This window comes from Gramella sp. KN1008 (assembly GCF_004332155.1).
Taxonomy (GTDB): Bacteria; Bacteroidota; Bacteroidia; order Flavobacteriales; family Flavobacteriaceae; genus Christiangramia.
The window spans coordinates 309,218-323,789 of sequence record NZ_SJDV01000001.1 but is presented as its reverse complement, the minus strand read 5'-3'; the positions used below and the strand labels follow the sequence as shown (position 1 = coordinate 323,789).

At 35.3% G+C, this 14,572-nt stretch carries 12 protein-coding genes; 1 reads left to right on the top strand and 11 read right to left on the bottom strand.

Annotated features, from left to right (window positions below):
• Nucleotides 1-14: 14 nt before the first annotated feature.
• From EZJ28_RS01620 to EZJ28_RS01570, 11 genes are all read right to left on the bottom strand, one after another.
• Entirely contained in the window at nt 15-2,177 is a 2,163-nt protein-coding gene (locus tag EZJ28_RS01620; protein WP_131394179.1) for a bi-domain-containing oxidoreductase, read from the bottom strand.
• Nucleotides 2,177-4,081, bottom strand: a complete 1,905-nt coding sequence (asnB, locus tag EZJ28_RS01615) for an asparagine synthase (glutamine-hydrolyzing) (RefSeq protein ID WP_131394177.1) — start codon at nt 4,079-4,081, stop codon at nt 2,177-2,179. The genes EZJ28_RS01620 and asnB overlap by 1 nt, the downstream gene beginning before the upstream one ends.
• On the bottom strand, nt 4,069-4,926 hold the full coding sequence (locus EZJ28_RS01610) for a glycosyltransferase family 2 protein (protein WP_131394175.1): 858 nt from the start codon (nt 4,924-4,926) through the stop codon (nt 4,069-4,071). Before EZJ28_RS01610 ends, asnB begins: the two co-directional genes overlap by 13 nt.
• 18 nt (nt 4,927-4,944) lie before the next feature.
• Nucleotides 4,945-6,054 (bottom strand): glycosyltransferase, encoded by a 1,110-nt coding sequence (locus EZJ28_RS01605; protein ID WP_131394174.1) that lies wholly within the window; start codon nt 6,052-6,054, stop codon nt 4,945-4,947.
• The gene (locus EZJ28_RS01600) at nt 6,042-7,133 is read right to left on the bottom strand and encodes a glycosyltransferase (RefSeq protein WP_131394172.1); all 1,092 of its coding nucleotides are present in this window, start codon (nt 7,131-7,133) and stop codon (nt 6,042-6,044) included. The genes EZJ28_RS01605 and EZJ28_RS01600 overlap by 13 nt, the downstream gene beginning before the upstream one ends.
• A 23-nt stretch (nt 7,134-7,156) precedes the next feature.
• Entirely contained in the window at nt 7,157-8,137 is a 981-nt protein-coding gene (locus EZJ28_RS01595) for a glycosyltransferase (RefSeq protein ID WP_131394170.1), read from the bottom strand.
• Between the two features lie 2 nt (nt 8,138-8,139).
• Complete coding sequence (locus tag EZJ28_RS01590; RefSeq protein WP_131394168.1) at nt 8,140-9,243, bottom strand: hypothetical protein; 1,104 nt, start codon at nt 9,241-9,243, stop codon at nt 8,140-8,142.
• A 329-nt stretch (nt 9,244-9,572) separates the two neighbouring features.
• Nucleotides 9,573-10,550, bottom strand: coding sequence for a glycosyltransferase (locus EZJ28_RS01585; RefSeq protein ID WP_131394166.1), 978 nt, complete (start codon nt 10,548-10,550; stop codon nt 9,573-9,575).
• A complete protein-coding gene (locus tag EZJ28_RS01580) occupies nt 10,547-11,815 on the bottom strand; it encodes an oligosaccharide flippase family protein (RefSeq protein ID WP_131394164.1) in 1,269 nt (422 codons plus the stop codon). Before EZJ28_RS01580 ends, EZJ28_RS01585 begins: the two co-directional genes overlap by 4 nt.
• 2 nt (nt 11,816-11,817) lie before the next feature.
• Nucleotides 11,818-12,807, bottom strand: coding sequence for a mannose-1-phosphate guanylyltransferase (locus EZJ28_RS01575; protein ID WP_131394163.1), 990 nt, complete (start codon nt 12,805-12,807; stop codon nt 11,818-11,820).
• A 317-nt stretch (nt 12,808-13,124) separates the two neighbouring features.
• Nucleotides 13,125-13,598, bottom strand: a complete 474-nt coding sequence (locus EZJ28_RS01570; RefSeq protein WP_131394161.1) for a UpxY family transcription antiterminator — start codon at nt 13,596-13,598, stop codon at nt 13,125-13,127.
• Nucleotides 13,599-13,962: 364 nt separating this feature from the next.
• Here EZJ28_RS01570 and EZJ28_RS01565 point away from each other — a divergent pair, with 364 nt between their 5' ends.
• Nucleotides 13,963-14,550, top strand: coding sequence for a YceI family protein (locus tag EZJ28_RS01565; RefSeq protein WP_131394159.1), 588 nt, complete (start codon nt 13,963-13,965; stop codon nt 14,548-14,550).
• Nucleotides 14,551-14,572 lie beyond the last annotated feature (22 nt).

Genomic DNA, 14,572 nt, shown 5'->3' with positions numbered 1-14,572 from the left:
ATCACAATAGCCTTTTAAGCCAATGCAGCTTCCTGCTCTTTTATTTTTTTAGATACTTTCATCTCCTCTACACTGATCCATCTACCTTGCTTCAAACTTTCAATAGCGGCAAAAGAGGCAAGGGTAGTGTTGTAGGTTTCTTCAAATGGCACAATGGCTTTTCCTCCTTTTTTAAGAGAATTTACTAATTGCTCGAATTGAGCCTTATGGCCTTTATCCTGCTTGGTTTTCATTTTTGAAAAACCTTTTACTCCATAAGCTTTCAAGCTTCTCCAGTTATCAAGAATGAGAGTTCTTTCCTGACTAAAGACCTCAATACGTTCCTTCGAGTAGGATTTACTACCGTTTGCAAAATAATTTATAACAGCATTAGTTCCATTCTCGTATTTTAAAAGAATAGAGGCATTATCCGTATTTTCTTCTGGAGCAGTTCCTAATGCATTCATACAAACCGAAACCACCTTGCTTCCTGCCAGATAAGTACAAAGATCAATATAATGACAGGCTTCTCCTATGATCCTTCCTCCGCCCACTTCCAGGTCATGTATCCAGACATCTGAAGGAATAAATCCAGCGTTCATGGTTGCAATTATATTTTTCGGGCCTTCACCCAGGAGAGATTTCATTTTCACTGCCAGGGGAGAGAATCTACGATTGAAGCCAACAATCACCATTTTTTTCTTTTCTTCGGAAATCTTAGCGATCTCTTCCAATTCTTCAGCATTGAGACATAATGGCTTTTCTACAAACACATTTTTTCCTGCCAAAAGGGCATCCTTAGCCATTGGAGCATGCAGGTTATGACGAGTAGTAATCATTACCATATCAACTTCATTATCCTCCAGGATCTCCTTATAATCTGAAGAGGCATAGGTTACTTCCCCTTTTTTCGCCAGAGTTTTTGCTGAAAGGCCTCCTGCACTGGCTATGTATTTAAGATTAGCATCCGCGGCTTTCATACCCGGAATGATAGTAGAAGATGTAAAGTTCCCGGATCCAATGATTCCGAATACTCCTTCGGAAGCTTCAAATTTCCTTTCGGATACTTTTACTTTGGAAATCTGTTTGGAATCTTCGGGGAATTCCAGGATAGAGGCGATTGATCCCTGCTTACGCATATCCCCATAGATCTCCACATAATTCTCCAGTTTCACCCTTTCGGTGATAAGAGGTTTTACGTCAAGTTGACCAGAAGCTATAGCTTGCAGGATGGCTTCGAAATTTCTCTTTTCTGTCCAGCGAACATAACCAATAGGATAATCGATCCCTTTTTGTTCGTAATCATCATCGTATCTACCGGGTCCATAGGAGCAGGACACCTGGAAACTTAATTCTTTTTCAAAGAAGTCTGCGCGTTGTATATCAAGACCGATAACTCCAACGAGGACTATACGTCCTTTTTTCCGACTCATCTCCGCAGCCTGGTGAATGATCTCATTGCTTTGTGAAGAAGCGGTGATAACAACGCCATCCGCTCCAATCCCGGAAGTATTTTCAAGGACATATTTTACAGGGTCCGTTCCCATTCCAGGGTTCATAGCGTTTATTCCTTTTTCTTTTGCAAGATCAACTTTTTGCTGGTCGAAATCCAGCCCGATCACTTTACATCCATTTGCTTTCAAAAGTTCTGCTGTAACCAGGCCGATAAGTCCCAACCCGATGACTACAATAGTTTCTCCAAAAGTTGGATTTATTAAACGAATCCCCTGTAAACCAATTGCTCCAATTACTGTAAATGCTGCTTCTTCGTCACTAACGTTTTCAGGTACCTTTGCAACTAAATTTTTAGGAACTGATACAAATTCTGCATGATTACCATTGGATGCAACACGATCTCCCACCTGGAATTCTGAAACTCCTTTTCCAACAGCTACCACAGTTCCAACATTGCAATATCCTAGAGGTAAGGGCTGGTTTAATTTGTTGAACACAGCCTCAAGAGTAGGCATTACCCCATCTGTCTTCATTTTATCCAGCACCTGCTTTACCTTATCAGGTTGCTGGCGGGCTTTGGCGATAAAATTTGCCTTGCCAAATTCCACCAGCATACGCTCAGTTCCTAAAGAAACGAGGGTCCGACTGGTTTTTATAAGTACCTGGCCGGTTTTCACCTGTGGTGCAGGAACCTCTTCTAATATAGTGTTACCTTGTTTAAGGTCTTGAATTATTTGTCTCATTATTTAAAATACGGTTTTCCTTCTATAAATTGTCTAAACCAGGACTCAATGGCTAAAATCACCCATATAGTATAAGATGCATCGATCTTACCTTTCTCATTATCATTTATTAGTGTCCACACCTTGTCTGAGTCAAATATCCCAATTTCTTGTAGCCGCTTATGATTAAGTCTTTGTTCTATCAACGGTTTTAAATCATCTGTTATCCATTTCCTTACAGGTGCACCAAATCCAGTTTTTGGTCGATAAATGACATCCAAAGGAAGATATCTTTCCGCTACTTTTTTTAATAAATATTTGGTTTCATTATTTTTAAGTTTCAAGTCTGGTGGAATTTTAGTAGAAAATTCGACTAACTCTAAATCTAAAAAAGGAACTCTAGCTTCGACACCAACGGCCATTGATAATTTGTCGGTATAATTAAGGTTATGGTCTACCAAAAAAGACTTCATTTCCCAATACAACATTTGATTCAAAGCAGAATTCTCCAAGGGTATTTCCTGATTTAAATCTTTTAAATAATCGGAAGGAATATAACCACTTAAACTTTTGCGATATTGGTCATTAAATAAAGAAATCATTGTATCATAAGAAGTCCAGTTAAAGTAACCAGCCATTCTTCCAAGGGAGTCTTCATCGAAATTAGAAGCTATTTTTTTAAATCTTCTTATACCTGGGGTGGTAGATCGCATTATTGAGCTTATGGATTTAACCGCCTTTCGTAAAGGTAATGGTACTTTCTCAAAATGCTTATTCAGCCTTAAAGCTTGATGTCTCCTATACCCGGAGAAAAGATCATCACCACCTGTACCCCCAATTAACACTTTAATATTCTTGTCCCGAGCCAATTTACAGATATTATAAACATTCAAAGGGGCTGCATCCGCCTGGGGTTCATCCAAAAACCAGATCATTTTATCGAAATTATCTGCAATATTTTGATCAACGTCCACAACATTTAAGGGCACATCTAAATGTCGCGCAACTTTTTTAGCATAGCTTAAGTCATCTGAAAATCCCTCTGCTCCAAAATTGGAACCCGTTTTAATTGTAAAACATTCAAACCTCTTATTAGCATGGAGCTTTTTGGCCATAGCAACTAATAAGCTAGAGTCCAAGCCACCTGATAAAAAGAAGCCTACAGGAACATCTGAAAGAAGCTGCCTATCTACCGCTTTTAATAATTTCTGCTCTAATTCATCAACTAATACATCTTCATTTTTTGATGAATATTCCCCTTTAAAGGGTATCTGATAATACTTTCTTTCAATAATCGTAACAGGGTCATTTAACGAAAGACTAATAAAACTTCCAGGCCCTAATTTTCTAATGTTTTTATATGGTGTAAAACCATTTGGTGACCACAAATAGGTAAGGTAATTGGCTAATGCTTTATCAGAAATCTCATTTTTCAGATTGAAAGACTGAATTCCCTTAATTTCTGAACAAAAGAAAAGAACTCCTTCTTGTTCGTAGATATATAATGGTTTTACACCTATAGGATCTCTTGCAATTAATAGTTTTTTTGTACTTCTATCATAAATAGCGAGTGCAAATATTCCGTTAAGCATTTGCAGAAAATCTTCACCATACTTAATGTATGCATTTAATACTGTTTCAGTATCACTAGACGAAAAAAAGGTAAAATCCTTTTCTAAGTCTTTTCTCAATTCCCAATGATTATATATTTCACCATTAAATATAATTACGAAATTTCCATCTTTGGAGTTCATTGGTTGGCTTCCATTCTCTGAAAGATCCTGAATGGAAAGCCTGGTATGACCTAAAAAAACATCTGACTCGTTTACAAATCCTTCGGAATCAGGACCCCGATGAGATATATATTTCAAAATATCTTTTCCAGGGTTATCATTGAGACCTATCGCTCCAATTATTCCGCACATTTCTTTTTCATTTCTAAATATTTAACGTCAATTAACAAAGGATACCATAAACCATGTAAAAAATGGAAGATTAAACCCGTTTTACCATCTAATAAACCAAGTCTAATAAAGTAACGATAAGAGAAATAAATAAAAGGCCGAACCAAAGGAGGCAAAAGCCTATTCCAAATTTTTTCTCGAATCCACCTTTTTCTTTGGGCTTGATTCCCGTTAAGTTTCCCAAAATTATCTGAGGTCTTAATCAATGAAGATGGCTTGGAGAACTTAATAAGTTCTTTTGCTTCATAAGTTGCATACTTATTATGTTTTATTATCCATTCAGAAATCCCCTTTTTATCTTCATGAATAAAATCATTTTTAAGTTTACCAACCTTTCCATCAACGAAAATATGTTCATTCATATCTCTGGAAACATCGGCCTTTGTTTTCTTAAATAAACGTAATATTTCAGTACCATAATAAGATCCATACTTTATCCATTTTCCAAGAAAATAGAATCGATATTTAATATAATAGCCATCATATTCTGGATCATTTAATTCCAACTTTATCTCACTTTTTAATTCTTCAGGCAAATACTCGTCAGCATCTAAAAAAAATATCCACTCATTCCTGTGTTGAATCTCCTTAATGGCATACCGCCTTTGGTTAGCATAATTATCAAATTCCCGATAACGAATTTTTACATCGTACTTATTACATAAATCTATTGTGCCATCCTGAGAGCCACTATCAAGAATAATCACTTCATCTGCCCATTTGACAACACTTTTTATGGCCGTCTCTATATTCTTTTCCTCGTTGTATGTGAGGATTATAACGGAAACATCAATTTTTTCTCCCAAATTTTTACAATAAAAAAGTTAATTCTTTAACTCTTGGTATAAGGAAAGCATTTTTTTCGATATTTCTTTCCATGAAAACTCCTCTTCCATCCAAATACGTCCCTTGCCTCCCATCTCTTTTAGCAATAGTTCATCAAGGGAAAGAGCTGCGAGCAAAGCTTTGGTCAATTCCTCTTCAGATGGTTCAATACACCAACCACAACCTTTCTTCTGAAGATCTTCCCATGGAGTTTTATTTGTGGTAATTACCGGGGTTGCATTAGAAAGAGATTCTACTACGGTCATTCCAAAGTTTTCTGAGTAGCTAGGTAAGACATAAATGCTAGCCTTTTGATAGACGACGTTTTTATCGCTTCCATAAACAGGATCGAGTATCTGAATGTTATCAATATTATATTTTTCAATAATATTAGCTAGGCTAGAAACGTATTTCTGGTCTCCTTTACCCACCAGTTTTAACTGCCATCCTTCAGTATGATCACCAAGATTTTTCCAAGATTTTAACAATATATCTAAACCTTTGATGGGGTGTATTCGACCTAAGAACAAAACCGTTTTTTCTTTGTTTAGTGACACTCCTTTTAGCGAGGGTAGATCAATTCCATTTGGTATAACCACTGATGGTGTTTTATTTTGATAATTTCTAACATCAGATTGTTCATGTTGCGCTGTAACATGAAAGCATTCAGTTGCATTTAAAGCAAATCGCTGGCCTAACTTCAATGCTAAAGATTTCTTCCAGGAAGACCTTTCTAATGCTTTACTCGACAATGTACCCCTGGGAGAATTGATCAATGGCTTATTTGCCTTTTTGGCAGCAAATCCCGCGAATATATTAGGTGCCATCCATAGGCTATGGTTATGAATTATATCCGCATCTTTTGCATCTTCTGATAAGCTTTTATACATTCTCCAAGAAAATCCAAAACTTGAAGTAGGAATTGAACTTCTTGAAAATGCCTCTACCCTAAAATCAAACTTTCTTTCGGGAAGTGGTGCAAGTGTGTATAAAACCACTTCGCAATTTAGTTTTGAGAGAGCACTACAAAGCGCAGGCACTGAATAGGCTGGGCCACTGGCTTCATCACCAATAAAAGGCACTATATGTATGACTTTTAATTTACCCATGGATTGATAGGCTTTTTATTAAGCATTGTGTCAATTACATATTTTGCAGCCATATCCCCGGATAAGCAATTAGCCCACTGAATAATTTGACTCTTTTGATTAGAATCCAATTTTCCTTTTTGTACTCTTGAGGCTATTGCTAGACTAAGACTTTCTTTAGAATTTGCTCTTACAATTTCTCCTCTATTAGAATTATTAAGAAGCATAGAGCTACCACATTTTTCTGTAACCACTGCAGGTATTCCTTGCATAAGAGATTCGGACACTACAGCTCCCCAGCCTTCCTTCCCAATACTAGGAAGCACTAGAAGATCGGAATTTCTAATTTTAATTAGCACTTTTTTATTATTCATGAAGTTTTCGAATTTCACTCTCTCCTTTAGTTTGGTATCTTTACATACGATAGCTTTCAAATTTGACTCTTCGGGACCATTCCCGATAATTGTAAGGTGCCAATTCCCTTCCACAAAACGCAGTGCCTTTAAAAGTTGTAACACCCCTTTTTGCTTAATTAGTCGACCTACAAATATTAATTGGAAATTACTCCCTACAAGCTTACTTCTAGATTTATCTATTTTCTTCGGAAAATTCATGAAATAACCAAATGGGAAAATTTTATTTTTATCAAATCCAATAAGGTTAAAATAATTGACTCCCAATGTTCCAATTGCAAAAACACCAGAAATTTGATCTTTCATTTTTCTTACTTTCCATTTGTCTAGTAGGACACGTAATTTTCCTTTTAGTCCGAAATAATCCGAAGCCTCAGATTGGACGTACACCTTCATCTTGAGTTTAATGCATAACTTTAGGGCGACTATTAATTCAGGGGAGGATTTGAAACCTCCAAATAAGTGATAGGATGAAGAATTTAAAGAATAGATAAACTTTGTCATGTCCTCTTTTCTTTCAAGCAGAAAATCAGGTTTAAGCCCATCGTCATTCCATCCCATTGCCTTTCTCTCTGTAGCCAAATTTTCTTCCTGGAAGATAAGATAAGTACTACTAATTTTCTTTAACCCTTTAACCAGATTCAACTGATGCATACTCGGCTTAAGTTGCCAAACATAAATTTCCATTCTTTGAATTCGGAAAATTTTATTTAACTAATAGATTTTTTTGTGGAATAATAACAATCCAAATACTTTTCGCTAATAATTCTTGGATTATATCTCAAACTATTTTCGTATCCCATTGTAACAATTTTTCTTGTTTCTGAAGGATTTTCAATAATATCGTAAATAGCTTTTCGGACTTCTTCTGAAGAATTAGGATCGACTAGTTTTGCATATCCTCCTGAAACTTCAATCATGGGACTTAAATGACTGGTAATAACAGGCCTGCCTTTTGCCTGTGCTTCAATTATTGGCAGACCAAAACCTTCCGAGAATGAAGCAAAAAATAAAATATCAATTTCTTCATATATTTGCTTCATCTCTTCATCAGTTATCCCGAATAAAATTTGAAAGTTTATACCTTTTTTTTTCATAAGAGAAATTTCCAAAATATCAGGTTTCCCGATAATAATTAGAGAGCAATTTACTCCTGATACAGCTTGTATTAGAGTCCTGAGGTTTTTATGAGATCCAGATCCGATTTGAAGAATTTTTGGATTCTGGCTAATCTTTTTTGGAGAAAACTCCATTTGAAAACTTAATGGATTATCAATTACCGTTATCTTTGAGGGAAAGACTTTAGTATATTTTATAATATCGTTTTTAGTTAATCTACTTACTACTGTTACTTTTCTTAAGTAATGAACTGGAAGAAAAAACCATATAATATAAAGAACCCATATCTTAAAGGTTTTGGAATTATTTTTAAAGGAACCAATATCGTGAATAGTTAGGACAGTCTTTTTTCTTGGAAGAAAAAATGACAAATAATGTATATCACCCGTGATATGAAAAATATCCGCATTTGTTTTTCGTATCGCAACTATTGTCTCTCTTAAAGATCCATTATGAAAAACATTCACCACTTGATGTCCTGCATCTTCTAATTCCGCAGCAATAGTTTGAAAGACCTTTTCAATACTATGTCGACTTTTTTCAGGTTGACGATATATGAGACAAATTTTCATTTTTACGGATATAAAATTTCAGTTTTCGGTTTCCTTATAAAAACTTTATACAAAAAAAAGATTGTTATTAGTAACTGAAATATGCCTGCAATTCTAAAGTAAATATCAGCTTCAACTTTTATCAAACCGGTAATAAGCGTGGTAAAAATGATTAAACCCAATAATGAGTCCATATTTATTTTAGATTCAATGATCGAAATTAAAAGACCAAAAAGTAGAAAAGAAATAAAAACAGGAATTAAACCACCTTCAAAATAAGCCCATCCATAGGTTGACGGGGTAACCGAATTGCTCTCGCTACCTGTAATTTTTTTATATAAAATAGCCCCTGTATTGGAAGTTGGTTTATCTGGAAGTAGAGTTCGAGGAATTATCCAAGCGAGGGGTAAAATTAGGTATCTGTCTAAATTTTTGTATTCTGTCCAATTTTTCTCTTCTTGTACACTATACATAACCCAAGGAAATAAAGAAAACCTTGAAGAATAACTCTGCCCTCCGGATATTAAATTATCAACGAAATCGTCACTCAGAACTTCTGTTGTAGCCAATCTAAAGGCACTAATTCTAGATATATCTTTATTATTCAGTATATTTCTATAAACAGTATTGACAGGATAAAGAATTAAAAGGGATAAAAACCCTAAAACAATAATTTTTTTGGGAATCTTATGATTATAGGTTAAATAAGGTACACTAATTAAGATGATTGGAACCAAAACACTCTCCTTCATACCGGAAATTAAACCAGTTGAAATTTGTACTATGAAGAAAAAATAAAACAGATAATTATATTTTCCAGGATAGCGTACGGGAGAAAACTTTATAAAAGCCAACACTATTAAAAAGAATGGAGTAATTAATTGAAAACCCTGAAATATGAAGGAAAAAGTCCCGTATAATATACTAGAGTCACTTCCATACCCAATTTTCCCTGTTAAAATCAAATAAAGATTAAAAAAGGCTATTAATAAGGTGGAGTAAAAGAATATTTTTTTATTCTTAAGATCAAATTGAATAGAAACAAAACCGCTCTGCTTTGGTTTGGAAAAGTAATCTGTTATTTTCATAGCCAACAGCCCAGTCAATATTGTAACAAGAACCATCATTGAATTCTCGCTTTTCAGAAATACTAAATTATTGACCCAAATCCCCCTATTTGTATTTAAAAAAAATATCAGTTGAAAATAATTCAGAATTATTGCAAGAAAGGTTGTTAATCGAAACCAATCCAAAAGTAAAGGTCTACCATATTTTCTCCAATGATTAATAAAGGTTATCAGTGTCAACTGAATCAAAATACCACATAGTAAAAGTTCGAAAAGAATATTAGGATTGTCAATGTAGCCAAATCCGACTAAAACAATTAAAAATATCGCATAAGTTATCCATATGACTCCTTTCAAATAAAAAGAGCATATAGATGTAAGCCTTAAAGTCATATGCTATCAAAAATTGTATTCACCATTTTTTCGTACGTGTGATTTTTTCGAAAATAGTCATTAAGAAGCTTTCTTAATTCCCATCTCTCCTCGGGGTTCACTAAATAATGATTGATAAGGCTTTCTGCTTCATCGATAGTTCTGAAACTTACCAGTTTGGGATCAATAGGTATTAAATCCTTTAAAATGGGTTTGTAATCACAAATCTGAAATGCCCCACAGCCGGTAACCTCATAAAATTTATTATTTACTGATTCAATTTCTGCATAATGAAAATTATTTAGAACGATCTTGGCCCCATTCAATATTTTTGCTTTTTCATCGCCATATATCCCGCGATTCTGATAATTTTCATCTAAGTAGGGATCAAAATACTTAGATGGATGTCCGAACAGTGTTATATTTATCCCTCTTCCTTTCAACAGTCGGAGCATCCTGTTCCTGTAGGGGTAAAGGTTACCAAAACAAAGGACATCAATATCCACCTCCTTTTCCAGTTCTTCGTAAGACACTTCGGAATTTTTGTGAACACGAGGATTGAAAGCCTCCTGGTATTGAAAAACATTTAAAGCTAACTTATCTCTCATAAAACTTACCATATAAGGGTCCTTTGTGAAATAGGCATCATAAGGCTCCGCAAATAACTGCTGGTTCTGTAGATTTGTTAGAGCATCTGGATTTATATGAATAATTTTTATCCCTTCTGCTTTTATTTCTTTTACAACTGATGGATGGATATGCCTATACACGCCAATTACCAATTCTGGTGAAAAATTCAGGATGCGAGAAAGCAGTTCTTTATTTTTCTTTTCTACAAAAGAAGCACTTATTTGAGAAATTCCGAAGTCGATCTTCTTTGGGAAAATTCTCTTAAAATCAAAAATCACAACTTCATGACCCTGGTTTTTTAGTTCATCTTCTAGATGGTATTCCAGGCTATCAAAATTAATTGCTCCAATAATGGCAATTTTCATATACGACTAAACTTATAATAGATAAAACCAAACCTAATTAAAACAGATGCCAGCATTGCGGCAACAGCCCCGTTTAATCCATAGGCAGGTATAAACATTAGATTAAATAAAATATTAGTGACCGCTCCCAGAATGTTGCCATAAAGAATGACCTTTGTAGAATGTCGGGCATAAAAAATAGTCTCATATAAAAAGGTTGCTGTCATAATCAAAAAACAAGCAGCTATCCAAAAAATAATATAGAATCCTTCGCTATAGTTTTCAGATAATAATAATTCACCTAAGAGATCTGTTGTAAAGTAGATTAATATCAAGAAGCTTAAACCTAAAATAAAGTACCAAAAGGCGTATTTTTTTATAGCTTCTTTCTTGAATTTCAATGAATTATTCTGATATACCAACGGGGTCAACAAAACAAGAAAAACAGGGTTCAGCATTGAAAAGAATTTTGAACCTAAGCTATAATTTGCATTATAAATACCCACTTCACCCAATCCGAGGTAGGCTTCAATAATATACCTGTCGAAATAGTTGTTGATCCATGACCAAATTGCTAAAAACATCAAAGGTGCCGTAAAAATCCATTGTTTTTTCAATAAATCTTTACTAGAAATAGAAGACTGGCTAGGAAATTTCTTCAGTTTAGAAATGAATAGAATCACCCCAAACAAACCTATTACCAGTTGCATTCCCCATAAAACTAAATAGCCTTCAGTAAACCTGGGCAACCAGAAGAAACATAGTATTAAAAAACCTATTCCAGAAATAGATTTCACTATACTTAAAGCGGAAAAAGATTTTATCTTATCCAGTACATTAAATTGATCTGCAAGAAAGGAAACCAAAATATTTACAGGGATTAAGAAAAAGAAAATAATGTATAGGGACCAATTGATAAATTCTCCCGATTTGTAAACCCTAAAAAAGATAAGCAAACTAATATATAAAACACCCGCGAGTAAACTTAAAACATAAAGAAACGGTTTAAGACCATAGTCCGGTATTAATTGGGAGTATGACGATTTTATGAAAGTTATTGTCGGCCCTACTAAAAGGGAAAAAAAGAAGGTGAAAGCAGCAAATTGTAAATTATAAAGTCCGAATTGTTCTGGTGCAATGAATTCAGCAATCAGCTTACCTGAGCCTAATGCAACCAATGCATTGATAACCTGGGTCAAAATCAATAGATTCCTTTTCCTGTTGGATATAACCGGCAGGGCTATTAACCTTAGAGCTTTCAACTGTTGAATAACTGCTAATCTCAATTTTATAAATAGGCTTCTTGAAGATTCAGGTAAATATCCTTTACTTTCTGAGATACATCTTTTGACAAAACAAGATTTGCATCTGATGTTGAGACTAATATGCAATTTTTCAAACCCACAAAAGAAGTAAATTTTTCTTCTCCAATTTGCATATTCCCGTTCTCATCTACCGGGTGGCCCAGCCCTTTTAAGTAATCATAGATCGCCTCAAAGCTTCCCATATCACTCCATTCGAAATCTGATCGTACCACCTTTATCTTTTTGCTGCGTTCCATAACCGCGTAATCAACACTGATAGAAGGAATCTTCATAGAATCTTCCAGATCCAACTTTCCTTCTTTATTGTTAAACCAGGCTTCCATAGAGCTGGCAAAAACCTCAGGCTCATATTTTTTTAATTCCTCAATGAAAACACCTGCTTTAAAGCAAAACATCCCACTGTTCCAAAGGAAATTACCTGCATTGAGGAATTTTTTTGCTGTTTCTAGCTCTGGCTTCTCCCTGAATGCGATAACATCTTCTTCTTTATGCTCTATATAACCATAGCCTGTTTCAGGCTTTTCCGGTTTAATACCGAAAGTTGCGATATAACCTTCACCAGCTAGTTCGATAGCTCGCTTTAAAGCTCCTGTATATTCCTCACCATCCTTGATGATATGATCTGCCGGGGTAACTAAAAGCACATCTTCCGGCTGTGCCGCAAAGGCAGCGAAGGCGATAGCCGGAGCGGTATTCCTTGGAGTAGCCTCTATGATATTCGAATAGTCTATCTTTCCAAGCTTACCAAGTGATCTTTTGGACAACTCATTGTTATCCTTATTCCCCACCACATTTAGCTTAGTAGTAAGCTCTTCATTACGCTTTACAGAAAGTTCAAATAATGAATAGCCCCCAAAAAGGTCAATATACTGCTTAGGCCTTGATTTTCTTGATAAAGGCCAAAGCCTGCTACCAACTCCACCGGTAAGTAGAACATGAATAATTTCAGACATAAAATTAAATTAAAAACATGGCTTCGCCGCCGTGAATCCCAGAAAGGAACTCCCGTAAAAATTTTATTAAGACCTGATTGGGAAAATCTTAGCCAGGCAAGACTAAGAGTTCATAAGTAGGGTTAAGATTCAGGCTGTATTTTTCAGATTGCAAATTTAATAGGAAGAGAATCCTACAGCAAGGAAGTAGTGTTAAAATTTTAACTTAAAATTAAGGAGTCCTGAATAAATAAGGTCTTATTCATTAAATGGTTGAGGAAAAAACAGATTTTAATATAAAATACTGGGAATCTTCAGTTAAATTTATACTAATAAAATCATATAATATCCTGAATATTAGCCGTTAACACCCAGCCAATTCCCGGAAGCACAAGTTTGAGCTTCTTATCACCCACTTCTTTGATGATCGCCTTCTTATTCGCGAATTTTCCGGTTTTGATCTCCACTTCATCCCCCGGACGAAGGTTTTCCACCTTAAAGTCATCAAGTTTATCATTGTTCATCCAGGCTTTAATAGCCTCTATCTCTTCAGGCCGGGCTATTGCCGGTTTTTTAAGCCAGTGCACAAAATTGATGACCCCCGGCGCCTCAAAGACACGGTTTCGACTACTAGTCTCCAGATTTACAAATAAATAAGATTTAAAAAGAGGAACCCTAAGCTTCTTTTTTCGGTCGCTCCACTGCCTGACCTCCGTAATAACCGGGCAATAAACTTCCACGCCAAGATCTTCAAGGATCCGGGATGATTTTACCTCATGTTGTGGCTTGGTGCGTACTACATACCAGGGCATACTGCGATCTATATATTAAAATGATAAACTTTCAATTTCTCGCAGTAGGGTACCTATATATTATAGTGGAGAAATTTGAATTGCAAAACTACATATTTTCAAAAGAAGAGAAAACCCCCTTGATAATTGACAATTATAAATCACAACTTAAAACTTAGAGCTTAGAGCTTAGAGCTTAGAGCTTAGAGCTTCTAACATATACACATAATTCAGATTTCAAAATTCCAGCTCAAAAATCCTCGCAAAATCTGATAATGGTCATTTTTAAACACACAATCGCAAAACTAGCCTAAAACCTGACTTCCGTCATATTTTAGCAGGTACTCCTGCCGCAACTTTGTACTGATTTAAAAACGCAATTATCATGAAAAGTTACGGCACAATTAAAGTTTTGATCATAGCCCTGATCGTAAGCGTAGGAATGAACATTAACCTTAATGCCCAGTCTTACACCCTTAACAACAAGGCGTCCAGCCTGTTAGTAGAAGGAACATCTAATATCCATGACTGGACAATGGAAGCGGAAAGTACCAGCGGAACGATTACGGCTGATCTTGACGAAGGAAAACTGGAAGAAATAGATGCTCTGCGATTCACTGTTGAAGCAGAAGGTTTAAAAAGTGGAAAGAGCGGAATGGACAAGAACGCATATAAAGCTCTTGATACCGATAAAAATAAAAAGATTACTTACCAGCTTAAAGAAGTAAAAGAGATCACCTCAGCTTCAAATGGCTATAAAGTAAAGACTACCGGAACCCTTGAAATAGCCGGTGTTAAAAAGAACATTAACCTTGATTTTAACCTCATACCAAACTCCGGAAAGATCGTACTTAAAGGAGAGTATACACTAAAAATGACAGACTATGGCGTAGAACCCCCAACTGCAATGTTCGGCACTATTAGTACCGGCGACACCGTAAAAATTAAATTTGAAACCCATTTTATTAAGTAAACTTCAATCTAAACATTTAACA